This window comes from Mycobacterium sp. IS-836 (assembly GCF_001954275.1).
Taxonomy (GTDB): domain Bacteria; phylum Actinomycetota; class Actinomycetes; order Mycobacteriales; family Mycobacteriaceae; genus Mycobacterium.
Genome location: NZ_MBEU01000034.1, coordinates 1 through 16,289 on the forward strand (window position 1 = coordinate 1; position 16,289 = coordinate 16,289).

A 16,289-nucleotide genomic window follows, 5' to 3' on the forward strand; every position below is an offset into this window, starting at 1 on the left:
CCCCCGCCTGCACCACCGCCGCCGCCACCGCCGGTGACGATCACCCAAATCGTGCCGCCCCCGCCGGCACCGCCGCCACCACCGCCGCCGGACGTGCCCTCCAACGGGCCCGGGGATCCGGCGCCCAACCAGCCCGACGATCCCGAGGTGCCGCCGCTGCCGCCGGGGGCACCCGACGGAATCGTCGGCGTTGCACCGCACGCGGTGATCATTGCGATCCGGCAGTCTTCGCGGGCCTACGAACCCGCCAACCCCGGCCCGGGCGGCATGGAGGGACGAAAGAAGGCCGGCACCATCGCCACGCTCGCCAGCGCCATCGTGCACGCCGCGAACATGGGCGCGAAGGTGATCAATGTCAGTGTCACGGCATGCGTTTCGGCCGCCGATCCGCTGGATCAGGGCGCCATCGGCGCGGCCGTCTGGTATGCCGCCACCGTCAAGGATGCGGTGATCGTCGCTGCGGCGGGCAACGACAGTGAAGACGACTGCGCGCAAAACCCGTCGTTCGATCCGCTCAGCGCGTCGGATCCCCGTGATTGGCATCAGGTCAAGACCGTGTCGTCGCCGTCGTGGTTCTCCGATTACGTGCTGTCGGTCGGTGCCGTGGACAACACGGGCTCGCCGATCAACAAGAGCCTGGCGGGGCCGTGGGTCGCCGCCGCGGCGCCCGGCGTCGGGATCATGGGACTCTCCCCGGAGACCGGCGGACCGGCGAACGCCTACCCGCCGATCCGCCCGGGTGAGAAGAACATGCCGTTCTGGGGCACCAGCTTCTCGGCGGCCTACGTCAGCGGTGTGGCCGCATTGGTGCGCGCGAAATACCCTGGGCTGTCGGCACACCAGATCGTCAATCGCATTCTGCAGACTGCGCACAATCCGCCGCGCGGCGTCGACAACCAAGTCGGTTACGGCGTCGTCGATCCGGTGGCCGCACTGACGTTCGATGTGCCTGCGGGAGATCGACTTCCACCCGCCGCGCAGAGCCGCCTGGTCCATCCGGCGCCACCACCACCGCCACCGGACCATCGCGCACGCAACATGGCACTGGTATTCGCCGGCGTCGTGCTGGCCGCCATCGCGGTGGCGTCGCTGATCTTTCGGGCGCGGCGGGAGAGATGAAACCCGGGACGAAGCTGACGATCATCGTCGGCATTTTCCTCACCGCCCTCCTCGGGTGGGCGGTGGGCGGATACGGCGGTGCCGCAGGCGGTTTGGTGATCGGGACGGCGATCGGCGTCGTCCGCTGGCGCGGTCAGCCCCTGTGGTCATGGCTGATCTCGTGGTTGAGGCGCCGGCGGCCGATCAGGTGGACCGAGCCGCTCACGGTCGCCAACGACCGTGCCGGCGGCGGGGTGAGATACCAGGACGGCGTTGCGGTGGCCGCGGTCCAGCTGCTTGGGAAGCCGCATACCCCGACCTTGTTCACCGGCTCGACGTCGACGTACACCGAGAACGCCTTCGACATAACCGATCTGAAGCCGCTGCTGCACCAGAGCCTCGGTCTGAGGATCGGTTCGCTCAGCGTGGTCAGCGCGGGCGCCCGCCGGCGCAGCACGGGCGACTACCCACGCGTGTATGACACATTGATCGGCACCCCGCCCTATGCCGGTCAGCGTGAAACCTGGCTCATCGTGCGGACTTCGGTTCTCGACAACGTCGAGGCGCTGCGAGAGCGGACCTCGGTGGGCACCGCGACGCTGGCGGCGGCGCAGCGGATCAGTGCGGCGATGCGCCAACAGGGCATCCGCGCAAAGGTGGCGACGGCCACCGACATCGTCGAGATGGAGCGGCGGTTGGGCCGGTCTGCCCTGGAGGTGTCCAACCGGCGCTGGCGATCCGTTCGCGGTGACAGCGGCTGGTTGACGACGTACTGGTATTCGCCGGGCGACATCACCGCGGAGAAACTGGCCCACGTGTGGTCGGCGCGCGCCGACGGAATCATCCAGAACATCACGCTTTTCGGCGACGGCAGCGCCACCGCCACCGTGACGGTGCGTACCGCCCAACAGCCGACCGCCCCACTGAGCACGATGCTGCGGACGCTGCCCGGGCAGCAGGCGCATGCCATCGCCGCCAATCTGTGTGGGCCGCTACCGACGCTGCGCGGCATCCGCCGGGGGACGCTGCGCAGCCCGTTGCGGGTCCCGATCGGGCCGTCGGGTGTGCTGCTCGGCAAGGTCGCCGGCGGAAACCGGATGCTGCTGCCGTTGGACGACGCGGGGGAGTTCAGCCGCGTGCACATTGCCGCCGAGGATGCGTTGGCCAAGCGGTTCGTGATCCGAATGGCCGGAGCCGGCGAGCGGATCACGGTGCACACCCGAAACATGCAGCGGTGGGCCACGGTTCGGATGCCCGACATCGCGGTGAGCGATCAGTCGAAGCCGGTCTCCGGCACGACGGTCAGCGTCGTGGACGGCACGCTGACACCCGCCCCGCGCCCGAACACGCTGATCTCCGTCGGCGAACCGGGCGAGCCGTACCGGGGCACGGCCAACGTGCTGATCACGCAGGTCGGCCCGGCGACGGTGGAAGTGCGGACCGATGGGCAGGTGTACACGGTGGAGGTGGAGTTGTTCCGCGCCGAAAACCGTTACGTATCGTCGGAACCGACGGTTTTGCGAAGCTCTGAGCTCGAAGCGGTGGATACACAATGACCAGCAGCACCACACCCGCTGCCGCGCGCAAGATGTTCGATCAGGCGATGACGTTGCTCGACACCGACGCCGCTGGCGCCGCGGCGCGGTTTCGGGAGGCGACGGAGATCGATCCGTCGATGGCCGACGCCTGGCTGGGCCGGATCGCCGCCGGGGACGAGTCGCTGCCGACGGTGCAACAGCTCTACACCTATGGCGCCCGCCTGCACCGAGAGACCAACCGTCTCGGCGCACGCTTGTCGGCGCCGATCAAGGCCGGGCCGTATCTCTCGATTTCGGTGACCGAGGCCTCGCACGCGGGCCTGGCACTGGCCAGCGCACTCATCGACGACCGCCAGTATGAGAAAGCCGAAGCGCTACTTAAGGATTCGTCGCTGCTGGACACTTGGGAGAACCACCAGTGGCGCCAGTACATCGAGGCCTACCTGATGTTCGCCACCCAACGCTGGCCCGACGTGATCTCGGTGGCGGCCGCCGTCCTGCCGCCCCAGGCCATCATCATGTCGGCAGTCACGGCGGCGACCTGCACCCTGGCCGCCCACGCCGCGGCCCACCTCGGGCAGGGGCGCGTCGCGCTGGAATGGACCGATCGCGTCGAACTGCGCTCCGGATACGGCGGCCCGACCGAGTCGCGTCGTCACAATCTCGAAACCACCCTCGCCGCAATAGATCCCAACGATTTCCCGCTGATCGCCGCCGATCTCGCCTACGTACGGGGCATGGCGCATCGCCAGCTCGGCGAGGAGAACAAGGCGCAGATCTGGCTGTCGAAGGCGACGATCAACGGTGCGCTGATCGAGCCGGCCAAGCAGGCCCTAGCCGATCCCGCACTGCAGCTGGTGATCACCGACGAGGATGCCATCAGCAGCCGGTCGAACAAGTGGGACGTGACCACCGAGCTGTCGGAGCAGCAACGTCAGGAGTCCGAACACCAAGAGCGGCGGAGCGAGCTCCTGCAGGAGGGGCGCGCGCTGCTCGACAACCAAGTCGGATTGGCCGAAGTCAAGCGCGCGGTCGCCGAACTGGAGGACCAGATCGAGGTCCGCGCGCTGCGCCTGGCGGCCGGACTGCCGGTGGCCAATCAAACCAACCACATGCTGCTGGTGGGCCCGCCCGGCACCGGTAAGACCACCACCGCCGAGGCGCTGGGGAAGATCTACGCCGGCCTCGGCATCGTGCGTCATCCCGAGATCATCGAGGTCAAGCGTGCCGACTTCTGCGGGGAACACATCGGCGCCTCGGGCCCCAAGACCAACGAACTGATCAGCCGCTCGCTGGGCCGCATCCTGTTCATGGACGAGTTCTATTCGTTGGTAGAGCGCCACCAGGACGGCCGGCCGGACATGATCGGCATGGAGGCGGTCAACCAACTGTTGGTCGCGCTCGAGGTGCACCGGTTCGACTTCTGCTTCATCGGCGCGGGATACGAGCGGGAAGTCGACGAATTCCTCACTGTCAACCCGGGTCTGGCGGGGCGGTTCAACCGCAAACTGCGCTTCGAGTCGTACACGCCCGACGAGCTGGTGGAAATCGCGGTGCGCTACGGCAAGCCGCGCGCCACCGTGCTCGAGCCCGCCGCCGGCGAAGCGCTGAAGGCGGCCTGCCTGACGTTGCGCGCGTACCACGCACCCAACGGGGAGCACGGCATCGACCTGATGCAGAACGGCCGATTCGCCCGAAACGTGGTCGAACGCGCCGAACGGCTGCGGGACTCGCGGGTGGCCGCGCAGCACCGCACCGACAAGGGGTCGGTAACCGTCGAAGACCTACAGTCGATTCGCACCCAGGACATAGTCGCCGCGGTCAAGGACGCGTGCGCGGAAAAGCATGTGCCGATAGCGCTTTGAACGACGGGCCAACGACGGCCCAAAGACGGCTTCTCGGCGTACTTCAAACTTTTGTATACGCGTGGGGGAAAAGTGCGCGAAAATTGCCCTCGAGCAATTGAAGGGAGTAGCCGAGGTTGCGCCATGTCTTGCCGGTGACGATCGCGCTGATGCTCGTGTGGCTCAGCGCGCCACCCGCATTCGCGGTCGCCCCGCCATCGATCGATGCGGCCGCGGTGCCGCCGGACGCAACCGGGCCAGACCAGCCCCTTGAGCAGCGCCGTGTGTGCAGGGCGCCGTTGACGGTGCCGGGCACCAACTTCCACGACCCGCCGTGGGCCAACACCTATCTTGACGTCGGCGCCGCGCAGAAGTTCGCGACCGGGGCCGGCGTAACGGTCGCCCTCATCGACACTGGCGTAGACCCTTCACCGCGGGTTCCGGCGGAGGCGGGCGGCGATTTCGTCGTTCCGGACGGCAACGGGCTCGCCGACTGCGATGCGCACGGGACCCTCGTCGCAGCGATCATCGCCGGCCGTCCCGCCGTCACCGATGGCTTCGTTGGCGTCGCGCCCGACGCGCGGTTGATCTCGTTGCGCCAGACGTCGGAGGCCTTTGAGCCGAAGGACAGGCAGGGCGACCAAAACGACCCCAACGCCTCACCCGCGGCGGGGTCCGTCCGCAGCCTGGCGCGCGCGGTGGTGCACGCCGCCAATCTTGGCGCGAACGTCATCAACATCAGCGAAGCGGCCTGTTTCAAGGTGCGAAAGCCGGTCGACGAGTCGACGCTGGGGGCGGCGCTCAACTACGCGGTCAACGTGAAGAACGTTGTGATCGTCGCGGCCGCCGGCAACTCCGGTGGCGACTGCGGGCAAAACCCGCCGCCCGACCCCGCAATACCCGCGGATCCTCGGGGCTGGCAGCAGGTGCAGACGATCGTCACGCCGGCGTGGTATTCGCCGTTGGTGCTGGCCGTCGGAGGCGTTGGCCAGAACGGGGCGCCGAGCGCTTTCTCGATGCATGGTCCATGGGTGGGCGCGGCGGCGCCCGCGGAAAACGTCATCGCGCTCGGCGCCGAGGGCGAGCCGGTGGATGCGTTGCCGGGCAAGGACGGTCCGGTCGCAATCGCCGGGACGTCGTTCGCCGCGGCTTATGTCTCCGGTCTGGCGGCGCTGCTCCGGCAGAAGTTCCCTGACCTGCCGCCCGCCCAGATCATCAACCGGATCACGGCCACCGCGCGGCATCCCGGCGGCGGCGTCGACGATGCAGTGGGCGCGGGCATCATCGATGCGGTCGCGGCGCTCACGTGGGACGTTCCGGGCGGCCCCGCGGCGACCCCGTTCCCGGTGAAACAACTCCAACCCCCGGCGCCGGTGCCGGGCCCCGACCACGGGCCCATCACGGCCGTGACGCTCGGGGTCGCGGGCATAATCCTGGCGCTGGGATTGGCCGTGCTGACCGGGCGAGCTCTGCGACGGCGCTGACGAACATGAGATCCCTACGTCTACAGTTCAGCAGCGGCTACGCGTTGTGGCTGGCGGTGCTGGCTCCGGCATGCATCGCAATCTTCTTGCGTACCCCCTATCGATGGGCGGGCCCCGCGCTGGTGGCGGCGGCCGTGATCCTGGCGACGGTCACCTTCCGCGGTCGCCGGCTGGCGGGGTGGGTGGCAGCGGCATGCGCCTGGCTGGTGCGACGCCGCAGGCCACTCGATTCCCCATCGGAGCCCGTCGTGGGCGCCACCGTGCAGCCGGGGGACCACGTGGCCGTGCGCTGGAAGGGCAAGGCCTTGGTCGCGGTCATCGAACTCATTCCCCGGCCGTTCACTCCGACGGTCATCGTCGATGGGAAGGCCCACACCGACGACGTGGTGGACACGCGGCTGCTGGAGCAAATGCTGTCGGTGCACTGTCCCGACCTGGAGGCCGACGTCGTGTCGGCGGGCTACCGCGTCGCCAACACCGCGCCGGCGGAGGTGGTCAGCCTCTACGAGCGAGTCATCGGGTCCGACCCGGCCCCAGCGCACCGCCGTACCTGGATCATCGTCCGCGCCGACCCACGCCGCACCGGAAAGTCAGCTCGGCGGCGGGATGCGGGCACCACGGGACTGGTCCGCTATCTGATCGCGGCGACGACGAGGATCGCCGATGACTTGGCCAGAAACGGCATCGACGCAGTGTGTGGGCGCAGCTTCGACGACTTCGATCGCGCGATAGAAATCGACTTCGAGCGGGAAAAGTGGTCGATGATCAAGGGACGCAACAGTTTCACCGTCGCCTACACCGCGGCCGGCGGTCCGGACGTGTGGTGGTCGACACCTGCCGACCACACCATCACCAGGGTGCGTGTCGCGCCGGGGACCGCACCCCAGTCCACCGTGCTGCTCACCACCGGCGAGAAGCCGAAGCGGCTGCGCGGGTTTTGCCGGGTGTCCGGTGGCCAGCGGGCCGCATTGCAAGCCCAAATCCTCGTTCCCGATCGTCACTATCAGCTGCCGATCGGATCAGCCGGTGTGCTGGTCGGTGAGACAGCCAACGGTTACCCGGTGTACATGCCGTTCGACGATGTCGACGCGAATGTCAACCTGGGTGACGCCCGGGTATTCACCCAGTTCGCGCTGCGAGCGGCGGCCGCGGGGGGGACCGTCACGCTGGGCGCGCATTTTGCGGAATTCGCCCAGCTGATCGGCGCGCACACCGGGCCGGAGGCGAAGGTGGCGTGGCCGAAGGCGACGACCCATCTCGGCCGGCACCCCGGGGTCGACCGGGTAACGCTGCGGCACAACGTGATCAGCACTCCTCGGCACCGCCAGCTCCCGATCCGGCCGATCTCTCCACCCGAGGAGAGCCGCTACCAGCAGGCATTGCCCGCGGCGGGCAAAACCGCGTCCTGACGAGCGCCCGATCCTCGACGGCGACGACCGCGTCCCTCGTCGCCAATTTTGCCGCGATTGGCCTGCCTTAACGTCGATTACGCTTTATCCAATCCAGCAGTATGGACCGGGTCTAGGCTCTGGCTAAAGGATGGTCAGGTTGAGTGAAATTGCAGTCCACCGAGGCGAGGACTCGACGCGCATAGAGGACGGCGCGTTACGCGATTTACTGGACGCGCGTAGGCCTGCCGTCTATTTCGCCGCCAAAATCGGCGACTCTCTCCTGACCCTGCCGACATTGCGAGCCTTGGGCGAAATGTTCAGCGCCCCTTTGACACTGCTTTGTCCCAAGATCGCCTTCGATCTGAGCTTTCACGAGGTAAGTCCTCACTATGTCGATACCACCCGCTTCTACCCGGAGGGATTACCGTTCCCGGGCGCACCGGAAGGAATCGATTGCGAAACCTTGGTTGAGCAGATCGGCGAGGTCGATGTCCTGATCAACACCGTGTCGTTCAACATGCGATCGAACAGCGTTCGGTCCCTTCGCCAACGACTTGCTCCGATGACCACCATCGGCTTCCAAAACGACTTCGAGAAATATGACGTCGTAGTCCCAAAAGACGCGTGTCACTCGGCCGAGTTGATGTTCAAACTGGCGCGGCTGTTCGATCCTTCCGCGCGAATCGAAACCTACGCCCAACCGGTGTCCATTCCCGCATCCGTACAGGAGAAGGCCCGATCAATTCGTGCCGCCGTGCCCGACGGAGTCAAAGTGCTCGTCGTGCACGCCGATACCGATTGGGCCGACAAGAAGTGGCCCGTCACCAGGTTCATCGGCCTGCTGGACCGCTTTCTGTCGCGTCACCGCGACTTCGTGGCCTGGGTTGTCGGGATGGGCCATGAGGAGCTCAACGTCGGGCGTGAGCGCGAACGTGTAATTCCCTACCTCGGGTTACCGCTTGACCTGACGATGGGCTTGGTCGCGACGGCCGATCTATTCGTCGGGATCGATTCCTGCATGCTGCACGCCGCCGATCTGGCGCGTGTGCCAGGCGTTGGGCTTTTCGGACCCACGCGGTCTGGCACCTGGGGATTCAGATTCGGCCCCCACCGGCACGTCGATCAGAGAACTATGGCGGACATAACCGTGGAAGAGGTGGTCGGCGCGATGGAAGACCTTGTGGGACACCATGTCTAAGCGACAGTCGGAATGTGGGGTGCGGATCCTGCCGAGTTACGTGATGGGGGCCGGCACGCCCGCTCGTATGCCCAGCGATTCGACGACAAGAGACCTCCTGTCGGCGGTACGCCAGTTCTATGCCGTTGCCCGGTCATGGCATGGCGAACAGCCCACCGCCGATGGGGCCGCCGGCGGCATCGTGGAAAAGGCGCTGCATCTGCACGCGATGAACTTCGGATTGTGGCATCACGAAGACGCCGCCCGCCGCACCGGCGCGGGCGACGGTGAAGTGGCTCGTAGCAAGCGGGCCATCGACGATCTCAACGACCGCCGCAACGCGGCCATCGAGGACATCGACGCGGCGCTTTTGGATGCCTTCGAGCCGAGCCAGAACCCACGTGCGCCACTACACACCGAAACGCCCGGCACGGTCGTCGATCGGCTTTCTGTACTCGCGCTACGGATCCTGCATACGGACAGCGCGACGGACGCTGGGCCCCGCCTTGCAGTCCTCGAAGAGCAATACAACGACCTCTTCGATGGCCTGCTGCAGTTCCTCACTCGGCTGCGCGGGGGCGAAGTCAGATTCAAGCTATATCGGCAATTCAAGTCGGCAGGTCAGCGGAGTTATTGCGCCCTGTTTGAGGTACCCGAGAGCGGATGACGCTCACGGTTTTGTCGCGCGGAGATCAGGTTTAAATTGGTGCGCGCTGCCCCCTGATTGGCGGCTTACGATAGCACTCGATAGCGCTCCGCTGCACCGCCCGCGTGGCCCGGCAATAGAAAGGGGTGGTCGGGAATTGCACCGCTTATTGCTGATGACGGCCGCGCCATCCCCGCCGTTACAGGTTGATCCGCTATGACGCAGACGCTGAACGTTGAGAGAGACGAACTGCTGGCCAGGGCAGCCGAACTCGAGGTGCCGCTACCTCAGCCGCCACTCGACAATCCGCAGCCGCCGTGTGCGCTTTCTTTCGTCGTTAATGCTGCCGGACAACTGGGGCTTTCGGCCGACGCGTTGCGGCGGGGGCTCCAACGTTTCGAACGGGAACTGCGAACCCTGGCGCAATCGCTCCGGAATGCGGCCAAAGCCTATGAGGAAGTCGACGAGGGAGCTGCAGACGCCATTAATGCAGAATCTTCGGTCTCGGCGGCGACGGCTGGAACCGCGGACGATCTGGCGATGCTCGACAGCGCCTCGGGCGAGGACCGGGGCGACGACGCGGTATCGGCGACGGCGGACTCACCGGAGTTCGAATACCCCTACTACGAGGTCAGGCAGGCAGCGACGGACATCGAGGCCCCCGACCAGTCCGCGACACTCAAGGCGTTCAGGGAGGGCTGGGACTCGTTCCTAAACGTGTTGCAGGCCAACACCACTCGCTTGTTCGAACCGTTTGAGCAATGGGAGGGTGAGGCGAAAGTGGCCGTGGAGGCCAGTTTGGCGGAGCAGGAAGCCTGGGTAGCGTCGTTTGTGGAGACATGCTCGACGCTCGTCCTGCAGGCCGGTGGGATCATTTCGGCGCACCGCACGGCAATCGTGGAACACCCGACCTCCTACGAGGTCTGGGTAAACGACGAATTGTATAGATATTGCCAGGAGAACCCCGAGTGGGGACGACAGAACGAATGGCGTTATCTCTGGAATTACCAGGACTACCAGCAAAAGTCGGACGAGGTTTTGGAAACCTATCGGCGCAGTGCCTCTCTGCCACTAAGGGCAGTGAAGCCGCCGCCAATTAAGAGTGGATACCGCATCGACCCCCCCGACCCCAACGCGCCTGGCGGCGACGACGGCACGATTCCCGGCGACGGGCTTGACGGCCTGCCCGGCGACGACGGAGGACTCGGAGCTCCGCCCATGATGCCCACGTTGCCGCCCGGCATGGGGCAAAAACCGGACCAGGCGGCCATGGACGCAATGAAAGACGCGTTGAAGGGCAAACCGGGCCTGCCGAAGGGCGCGGGGATGAAACCGGCGTCATTGGGAGGCGGTGGCGGGGCGGGCATGCCGTCGGTGCCGTTGGAACCAGCGGCGGACGCCGAAGCCGCGCCGCGGCCGGCCGGTGCGGCCCCGGGAGGCGCGGGCCCGGGCCGCGCGATGCCGGGCGGTGGCGGCGCAATGGGTGGTGGCATGGGCGGTATGGCTCCGATGGCACCCGGCCAGGGCCAGAACCAGGGCAAGGGCAAACGCATGGAATCCGAAGACAAGTCGCTCTACACCGAGGAGCGGCCATGGACTGAGGGCGTCATCGGGAACCGCCCACGCAAGACGGCCTCCGACAAGTAAGGACTTCACATGACCATCGAGATGCACCCGCAGGTGGCAGAGGCGCTGCGCCAGGCACAGCGATTTCAGTCTGCCCTGGAGGACCAGCAGCACCGGACAAACACCGAATCATTCACCGCCACAGATGAATCCGAGACCGTCGAGGTGACCGTCAACGCACGGCTCTGCGTCACCGGCGTCCACATCGAAGATGGGCTGCTGCGGCTCGGCGCCGAAACGGTCGAGCAACGGGTAAACGAGGCGCTGAGCAACGCGCGGGCCGCGGCGACGTCTGCTATCGACGCCGAGCACGAGCAGCTCATTGAGTTGGCCGCCGGAATCGCGGGCTCGCTCAAAGAAACATTCGGCCTGGCCTGAGCGAAAAGCCGGGGCCGCAAACGATTTGGTGCCTGTGGGGAGCGCTAAATTGCCGCAGTTACCCCGCTTCGACCTCGATTACGCTTATTAACCATGATGTCCGGCACCCTGCGACGGCCGACGTCCTGTCCGACTCGGGGAGGACGTAGGCAATGAGCATCGCGAAGCCAATGGGTGCGTACGCCGAACAGATGCTCGCCCCGGACGGTTGGCCGGATGTGGATGAGGACACCTACCACGACCGCGCCCAGCGGTACACGGAGGTGCTGCGGCGGGTCACCGAGGTGCTGGAGACCTGCCAGCACGAGCAGAGTGAAATTTTCGACGGTGGCACCTGGTCAGGCGGTGCCGCCGCGGCCGCCAACAGCGAGCTCGCAACCAACATCGACGAGTTGTCAAGGCTGCAAAGCGGTCTCGCCACCGTGATCAGCTGGCACAGGTATGTCGCAGGGTCGATCACGCAAGCGAAGTCTGACATCAGCGACAACGTCGAGATCGCCCAAACGGAAATCATCGCCCTCGAGAATGACGCCACCCTGGACGCCGACGAGCGGACGGCCGCCATCAATACGGTGGTGAGCGATGCCTACGTTGCGAACCTCGGCCTGATTACCGGCACAGCCGAGCAAATTTTGGCGAGCAAAACCTGGAAGCCGCCAAACAATGCACTCAAGGATCTGCTCGACCAGAAAATGCCACCCCCGGTCACACTTCCCGACACGACCCCGCCGGATCGGAAAGCCCCGATCGAGGAAGAACGTCCGCGGCCCAGCCCCGCGCAACCCGTGCCGGCGCCGGCCATGCCTCCGCTGTCGCCGCCCGGGATGCCGACGCCGGGCGGCGGCGCGGGGCCCACACCGGGCGTGCCTCCACTTCCCGGACACCCGCCCGTGCCGTCCGCCCCTACGCCTGGCGGTGCCGGTCCCACGGTGCCGGGCGGCCCGGGCGGTGCACCGGGAGGCCCACCCGGACGGTCGGCTCCGCTGAGTCCGGCGGCGTCGGCGGAACCGCTCGTTGCGGGCGGGCGCGGCAAAGGCATGGCTCCGGCGTCGCTGGCTTCGCCGTCGGCGGCCACTCGACCGGAGGAGTCGTCCGCGGCAGCGCCCGGCGCAGCGACTGGTATGCCGGCCGGGCCGATGGCGTCGGGCGGGTCGCGCGCCGGCGGCGCCGCTCCGAGCGCCGGGTCCGCTACCGGACAAAAGCCGCCGAGCACTTCCGCTACGACACGGCCCGCGGCAGCCGGCAACCGAACGGCGGCCCGACCGGCGTCCCACAGCGCCCCCGCCCCCGACTCGTCACCGACGGAACACACGCGGTCCTCGGATGCCGTGGCGATGGCGCCGATCATCCCGGTCTCGGCGGCGCGCGCCGAACGCGACGCCATCGCCGAGGCCGCCACCGCCGACGCGGAGCGCCGCCGGAGTGGTGGGTCGGATCCCGTGCGAATGGCGCGGCACATCGCGGCCGCGCTCAACGCGCCAGGCATGCCCGGTGGCCGCGACCTGGGGTTCTTCTGGGTGACCGCGGTAACCACCGACGGCGCGATCGTCGTGGCGAACAGCTTTGGGCTGGCGTACATCCCCGACGGCGTGCAGCTACCGGAACCGGTGCAGCTGGCCAGCGCCGATGACACGATTCCGGTCGCCGAGAGGGCGCAGTGGGCCACCTACCCGGTGATGGCGGTGCAGGGCTGGGCTGCGCATCACGATGCCAAGCTGCGTGCGGTAATCGCGACCGAAGAGCAGCTCGCCAATTCCGATGCCGGCGTGGCCAAGATTGTGCTGAAACCGGATGACATCCCGGAAAGCGGCGAGATGGAGGGCCGACCCCGGCTGGAAGTGGTGGACCTGGAGTCTGCGCAACGGCTGGCGGCGACCACCGATGTCCGTTTGACCAGTCTCTTACCGCCGGCACCGGCGGGCGGCATGCCGTCTGGGGCCGACGGGAAGACCAGCCTGAAGGAGATGCTCGCGCAGGCGCCGACGCCGCCCGACGAGACCGGCCAACCTGCCGACCGACGCCACATGTTGTGGTTCGACGTGATGAAGCCCCTCGCCAGCCGCTCGCCCGGTCGGCAGGCCGCACACCTGCGCGCGTTCCATACGTACGCTGAGCACGCGCAAGGGGTCGCCCTCGCGCAGGCCCATACGGCGGTCGATCCGCAGGCGCAGCGGTCCGCGATCGCCGATTGGATGTATTGGACACACCTCACGGGGCTGCTCAACGCGGCGCTGGCCGACGCGAAGTGAGTCGACCGCTCAGAGAGTGATCTCTGCCGGCGCCGCGTGCGGTTGGCCCGATGTGGGTGCCTCGACGGGAGCGTTCTCCGAGGCCTCGGCGCCCGGTGCCGCACCTTCGGCGTCCGGCCCGGGCTGCTGCTTCTCCTCGTCGGCGGAGGACGGGTCCTTCTTGTTGCTGTCCGCGAGTTGCGCCGGCTTGGGGCCGCCGCCCGCCATGCTTCCCATGGCCCCCTGCATGCCCTGCATTACGGATCCCAACGAGCCCGCCGCGCCGGCCAGTTGACCGGGTTGCGGCATCGACGTGCCGGGCTGCGGAGCGGGCTTGGGCGGGCTCGGCTTCTTGCCGTCTTCCGGTTTGTCGGGTGGGGCGCTCTCGGGCTTCTCGCCGGCGGCGAGGAATTGGACCTGAGTTAGGTTGTCGCCCAGCCTGCTATCGGTGTCCGCGTAGATTGCCGCCGCGGCGGCGATGCTCGAACCCGTCTTCTTGAGAGCGGCCTGGACCGCCGGCAATCCGTCGGTCACCGGCGATTCGATGATCGGCAAGGTCTCATTGATCGCCGCGGACACGGAATCGGCTCCCCCGGCTACGATCGGCGATGGAGGCACGGGAAACACTAGGTCCCGCAACGCGTTTCCCGCAGCCTCCAAGCGGGAAGGGTCAACGACTAATGGGTCAATCACCAGCCGATCTCCTTTGCGCGTATCCCGTTACGCAAATCTTACCCAACGTGACACCACCGGAACTGCGGCAATTTCCTCGTACAGGCTCAGAACTGAATGTTGCGGACGATGTCGTAGACGCCGGTGATCCACAGCAGCATGGGCAGGATCGCAGCGACGAGCAGACCGTCGAGCAATTCGAGAACCCGCTTCATCACCGGCGAAATTCGGCGAACCCCGACCGTCGCCGCCACGACCGCGACCGCGACCAGGCCTGTCGCCGCGAAGATTGTCAGGTACAGCCACGCGCTGTGTGGATACCAGACGCTCAACCGGGCCATCACTCCGATCGGAATGGCCACAGTCGCCGCTAGCAATGCCCACGCGCACCAGCGCTCCGCGTAGAGTCGCGACCTGAACCCGCACGCCGCCGTGACCAGGGCCGCGACCACCAGGCTGTGCACGAAGAAGTGTCCGCGCACGACGATCGCAATGACGCCGGCCGTCAGAACGAGCGCGCCCGCCGTCACGATCCCGATCAGCAGGCGCTTGGCCAACTCGCTGCGCTCGGTGAGCCGCACGGCGGACTCGGGCACCGAAGCGATGACCGCCTGCCAGGTCCGCGCTTCCTTCTCCTCAGGGACCTCTTGCCCCGCAACGGGTTCGAGCAATTCCTCGTATTCCACGGCCTCGCCGGGCGCCGGGATCGGCGGCAGGGCGATCCGTGCGACGGCGACGGTCAGCTTGGCCGCATTGGTCACCGTAAAGAGCCCAAACACGATGGCTCCGGCCGGAACCCAATGCTGCCAGCCATAACCGAAGGCGACCGCGGCGGCGGTGACCGCACTCGCGGTGACCGCGACGAACGACGCGAGCTCGGAACGTCGACGGGGGCCGCCCCGGGTGAGTAGCACCAGGAAGAGTACGACCGCGGCGGCGCCGGCGAGCTGCGGTGCCCCCAACGACTCGACTCCGCGCGGCCGCGGAATGGCCAGCGCTACTGCGACGGTGACTAGCGGCGCCGCCGTCGCCAGCAGGCTCTCCGCCAGACCCGGGCTGCGGTAGAACCTCTTGGCGGCCCAACTGCCCACCAGCGCAACGAGTCCCGCGATGCCCAATCCCAGCGGCCACCACAGGTGGCGACCGGTGTTCCACCATGCCATCGCCGCGATGGCGGTGAGCGCCAAGGTTACGAGAGGAATCGCCACTGCGAGAAAGCGATTCAGGGCCGGCCGGTCGAACTCCGGCGACTCGTCGAGCACGGCGATCGCGTCGATGACGTCCTCTACGAGCGGCCGGTACCGCTCCGTACGGCTCACCGACACCAGGGTCAGCAGTGACCCGTCGACGACGACGGCGTCGTCGAGGGACTTATCGGGTTGCAGCGGCGGGGCCCCGGGCCGGGCGAAGGTCCACGCGCCCTGGGCGGCAAAGTCAAAGCCCGCCAAGACATCGGCCGGAGTGTCTTCGAGGAGTTCCGCCAGCACCGCGACGGTGTCGTCGATATAGGCTTCGATCGGTGCCGATGACGGCAGCACGACATCGGTCATCCGCCTGCCGATAAGGATTGTCACCCGGGTGGTCGCGGGCTTGGCGGGAGCCGGCCCCGCGGTCCCCGCAGTCGCGGCACTCGCGGCCGCGGCGGCCTTCGTGGTGGGCGCGCTCAACGACGTTCACCCCTGTCGAAATCGTCGGACAGTGCTGCAGCCAGTTCGGTAATCCTACGCTTGTAGACCGGGTCGAGCCGGTCGATTTCAATCTCGGTTCCGGCCGCGATGTGGCTGTCCCACGGCAGCACCACAACCCGGTCCGACCGAACGTGCTCGCCGAATTGCCGCATCAAATCGGTGATGGCGACGTTGGGCTCACCGGGCGCGACATGGTCGATCACTACGCATGCGCGGCTCAGCAATTCCCGGTGGCCGTTATTGCGCAACCAATCGATCGCGACCGCGGCCTGCCGCGCGCCATCGATCGATGCGCTGGTGACGATCACGATCGCCGATACCGTCGAGAGCACGCCGCGCGTCACCGGGTCGAACAAGCCGGGCCCACAGTCGGCCAGCACGATGCTGTAGAACCTCGACACCGCATCGGCCGCGTAGTGCCAATCGGCTTCGCTGAAGGCGCGCGGCGCCTTGCTGTAATCCGCTGCCGCCAGCACCTCGAGGTTGACCGCGTTGGCGATTGTGTGCGCGCGGACGTCG

At 67.2% G+C, this 16,289-nt stretch carries 13 protein-coding genes; 10 read left to right on the forward strand and 3 right to left on the reverse strand.

Going from position 1 to position 16,289, the window contains the following annotated elements:
• The 10 genes from mycP (A5747_RS10760) to A5747_RS10805 form a co-directional block, all read left to right on the forward strand.
• On the forward strand, positions 1 to 1,119 hold a 1,119-nt coding region (gene mycP, locus A5747_RS10760), incomplete at its 5' end, for a type VII secretion-associated serine protease mycosin (protein ID WP_142245523.1).
• Positions 1,116 to 2,654 (forward strand): type VII secretion protein EccE, encoded by a 1,539-nt coding sequence (eccE, locus tag A5747_RS10765; RefSeq protein WP_076123868.1) that lies wholly within the window; start codon positions 1,116 to 1,118, stop codon positions 2,652 to 2,654. The genes mycP (A5747_RS10760) and eccE (A5747_RS10765), both read left to right, overlap by 4 nt.
• Complete coding sequence (gene eccA / locus A5747_RS10770) at positions 2,651 to 4,501, forward strand: type VII secretion AAA-ATPase EccA (protein WP_076123870.1); 1,851 nt, start codon at positions 2,651 to 2,653, stop codon at positions 4,499 to 4,501. The genes eccE (A5747_RS10765) and eccA overlap by 4 nt, the downstream gene beginning before the upstream one ends.
• A gap of 149 nt (positions 4,502 to 4,650) precedes the next feature.
• On the forward strand, positions 4,651 to 5,964 hold the full coding sequence (gene mycP, locus A5747_RS10775) for a type VII secretion-associated serine protease mycosin (protein WP_083700324.1): 1,314 nt from the start codon (positions 4,651 to 4,653) through the stop codon (positions 5,962 to 5,964).
• Positions 5,965 to 5,969: 5 nt separating this feature from the next.
• Positions 5,970 to 7,373, forward strand: coding sequence for a type VII secretion protein EccE (gene eccE / locus A5747_RS10780; protein ID WP_076123875.1), 1,404 nt, complete (start codon positions 5,970 to 5,972; stop codon positions 7,371 to 7,373).
• Between the two features lie 139 nt (positions 7,374 to 7,512).
• The gene (locus A5747_RS10785; protein WP_158070262.1) at positions 7,513 to 8,553 is read left to right on the forward strand and encodes a glycosyltransferase family 9 protein; all 1,041 of its coding nucleotides are present in this window, start codon (positions 7,513 to 7,515) and stop codon (positions 8,551 to 8,553) included.
• A gap of 19 nt (positions 8,554 to 8,572) precedes the next feature.
• The gene (locus A5747_RS10790; protein ID WP_158070263.1) at positions 8,573 to 9,199 is read left to right on the forward strand and encodes a DUF4254 domain-containing protein; all 627 of its coding nucleotides are present in this window, start codon (positions 8,573 to 8,575) and stop codon (positions 9,197 to 9,199) included.
• Positions 9,200 to 9,394: 195 nt separating this feature from the next.
• Positions 9,395 to 10,825 carry a hypothetical protein gene (locus A5747_RS10795; RefSeq protein WP_076123881.1) on the forward strand — a complete coding sequence of 477 codons (1,431 nt, stop codon included), beginning with the start codon at positions 9,395 to 9,397 and terminating at the stop codon, positions 10,823 to 10,825.
• Positions 10,826 to 10,834: 9 nt separating this feature from the next.
• The gene (locus A5747_RS10800; RefSeq protein WP_076123883.1) at positions 10,835 to 11,182 is read left to right on the forward strand and encodes a YbaB/EbfC family nucleoid-associated protein; all 348 of its coding nucleotides are present in this window, start codon (positions 10,835 to 10,837) and stop codon (positions 11,180 to 11,182) included.
• Between the two features lie 152 nt (positions 11,183 to 11,334).
• Positions 11,335 to 13,431 (forward strand): hypothetical protein, encoded by a 2,097-nt coding sequence (locus A5747_RS10805; RefSeq protein ID WP_076123885.1) that lies wholly within the window; start codon positions 11,335 to 11,337, stop codon positions 13,429 to 13,431.
• 9 nt (positions 13,432 to 13,440) lie between these two features.
• Here A5747_RS10805 and A5747_RS10810 read toward each other — a convergent pair whose 3' ends face one another.
• The 3 genes from A5747_RS10810 to A5747_RS25070 all read right to left on the reverse strand — a co-directional run.
• Entirely contained in the window at positions 13,441 to 13,989 is a 549-nt protein-coding gene (locus A5747_RS10810) for a hypothetical protein (protein ID WP_076123887.1), read from the reverse strand.
• 200 nt (positions 13,990 to 14,189) lie between these two features.
• Positions 14,190 to 15,749: a type VII secretion integral membrane protein EccD gene (gene eccD, locus A5747_RS10815; protein ID WP_076123889.1), complete on the reverse strand. Its 1,560-nt coding sequence runs from the start codon at positions 15,747 to 15,749 to the stop codon at positions 14,190 to 14,192.
• Positions 15,746 to 16,289 (reverse strand): MinD/ParA family protein (locus A5747_RS25070; RefSeq protein ID WP_198938167.1); only part of this gene is annotated, 544 nt, incomplete at its 5' end. The genes A5747_RS25070 and eccD, both read right to left, overlap by 4 nt.

Bases quoted from the DNA above. Each gene is read 5' to 3' on its own strand.
- eccE (WP_076123868.1), top strand. From the start codon at position 1,116: ATGAAACCCGGGACGAAGCTGACGATCATCGTCGGCATTTTCCTCACC.
- eccA (WP_076123870.1), top strand. From the start codon at position 2,651: ATGACCAGCAGCACCACACCCGCTGCCGCGCGCAAGATGTTCGATCAG.
- mycP (WP_083700324.1), top strand. From the start codon at position 4,651: ATGCTCGTGTGGCTCAGCGCGCCACCCGCATTCGCGGTCGCCCCGCCA.
- eccE (WP_076123875.1), top strand. From the start codon at position 5,970: ATGAGATCCCTACGTCTACAGTTCAGCAGCGGCTACGCGTTGTGGCTG.
- A5747_RS10795 (WP_076123881.1), top strand. From the start codon at position 9,395: ATGACGCAGACGCTGAACGTTGAGAGAGACGAACTGCTGGCCAGGGCA.
- A5747_RS10800 (WP_076123883.1), top strand. From the start codon at position 10,835: ATGACCATCGAGATGCACCCGCAGGTGGCAGAGGCGCTGCGCCAGGCA.
- A5747_RS10805 (WP_076123885.1), top strand. From the start codon at position 11,335: ATGAGCATCGCGAAGCCAATGGGTGCGTACGCCGAACAGATGCTCGCC.